2 protein-coding genes are annotated in these 1,736 nt (G+C 48.2%); one reads left to right on the top strand and one right to left on the bottom strand.

The window, feature by feature from the left end; all coding sequences use genetic code 11:
• Positions 1–517 precede the first annotated feature (517 nt).
• The gene (locus tag ACP5D4_RS21555) at positions 518–1,324 is read left to right on the top strand and encodes a phytanoyl-CoA dioxygenase family protein (RefSeq protein WP_428013657.1); all 807 of its coding nucleotides are present in this window, start codon (positions 518–520) and stop codon (positions 1,322–1,324) included.
• Between the two features lie 91 nt (positions 1,325–1,415).
• On the opposite strand, the gene ACP5D4_RS21560 is transcribed toward ACP5D4_RS21555, so the two are convergent.
• Positions 1,416–1,736, bottom strand: a 321-nt coding sequence (locus ACP5D4_RS21560) for a hypothetical protein (protein WP_428013658.1), incomplete at its 5' end; no start/stop codon positions are given.

The raw sequence follows: 1,736 nt of genomic DNA on the forward strand, positions 1-1,736 counted from the left end.
AGATGGTTGAAACGCTTTATGGAATCCAGGGTGTGACAGGCTCGATCGGCAAGAGCAACCGCGGCCGTCCACCCTGGAAGCAGGATTGACCCAACAATTCAGTATTTTAACGGATAAACCGGGTTGAATATCGTATAAATTGCTACAATTTCCGAACTTTTTCGTAAAAATATACAATAAAGTCTGCGATTTAGATTTTAAATCCCGTATGACTACAGATGTTTTTTATGTAAAACTACGGAAGTCGCGATCGATCCGGCGCTCGCCCCATCTGAAAACAAATCCCCCAAAACTGCAAACACATGAAAACAGATCTGAGCCACACTGAATCCGGAGAGAGGTCGATCGCCCTTCCCCAGCGTCCAGATTCGTCGTCAACTGTCACCGAGAACCCAGCGTTTCATCCAATTTCCAAAACAGCAAAAAAAAACTTTACAAAAAACTCAACAAATCTTTGAATAAATACCAAAAAAAGCGTTTAGAATCGAGGCAAATTATTTAAGGAGACTCCCAAGCAATGACCGCAATAACAAAAGGAAATATTACCGACCGAGACCGTCAGAAGAAATTCTTTTTTGAAAACGGATACCTGGGTGCTTTTTCCCTGCCAAATCTTACCTCAATGGAAGAGTTAATAACTGGCATAGAAAAATCCGAATCCTTCAAATCGAGACTCGTTCGCGGCGTAAAGAAACGTCTTGGAATCAATGCCAAACATCCCATTTTCGTCCGCCAAGCTCATATCCGCTCGGCTCTGGTCTACAAACTAGCCACAGAACCCGCCATTTTAGACGACATAGAAAACCTGCTCGGTTCCGATATTTTACTTTGGATTTCCGAAGCAATCTGTCGCAAACCCGGTACTCGCGGACAAAGCTGTCACGTCGATATTATCAACGCTCAAGTTCAGGGCGTTCACGTATCCGTTGCCCTGACAGACATGAACCTTCAAAACGGATGTTTACAAGTCATTCCGAAAACCCACACCTATACCCTCGATCTCGAAGAATGCGCCCGTCAAGGAATGTGCGACTTGTTCGATCCCCAGAGTATGCTGGCCTTAGCCGATCGTCTGCACCCAGAAAACGCCCCCCACGAAATCGTTCCCTTAGAAATGACCAAAGGTCAATACAGTTTCACCAAAGGCGGTTTGTGGCACGGTGTCGGGAAGAACGCCACCGATCGCGATCGCCTGGGATTAGTGGCTCGCTACATGGGAACCGATCGCGAATGTCGAGAAGCCGACGGCAGCCAAGTTCCCTGTATCTTGGTACGAGGTGAAGACCTCCACCAGCTCAACGACTTGCACCAGCCACCGTTTTAGAGGGTTCGGGGAGATAGGGAGAGGGGAAGAGAATTTCCCCTCATCCCCTCATCCCCTCATCATCTCCTCATCTCCTCATCTCCTCATCCCCTCATCCCCTCATCTCCTCATCTTCCTTCTTCACGGGAGCCAGACGCTCGACAATATAGGTTCGCTGGGGAATGTCGAACAGTTTCTCGAATTTAGTGCCGTTAGAACTGGTTAACGTCTGACTGGAGGCTTTAACTCCGGATTTCCAGGGTTCGCTAGATAACACCACCCCGTTGGCAGCAGTTCCGTATCCCTGAAGCATCTGTTGCAACAGCGTCTCGTTGCACTCGATTTCGAGGAACTCACACAAATCCGTCAACACCGCTTCCGTGTCGCTGACGAGATCCTCGTAGCGGACTTGTTTGTGATTGGCGTGGCTGAG

It is taken from the genome of Baaleninema sp., assembly GCF_049974805.1.
Classification (GTDB): domain Bacteria; phylum Cyanobacteriota; class Cyanobacteriia; order Cyanobacteriales; family Geitlerinemataceae; genus Baaleninema.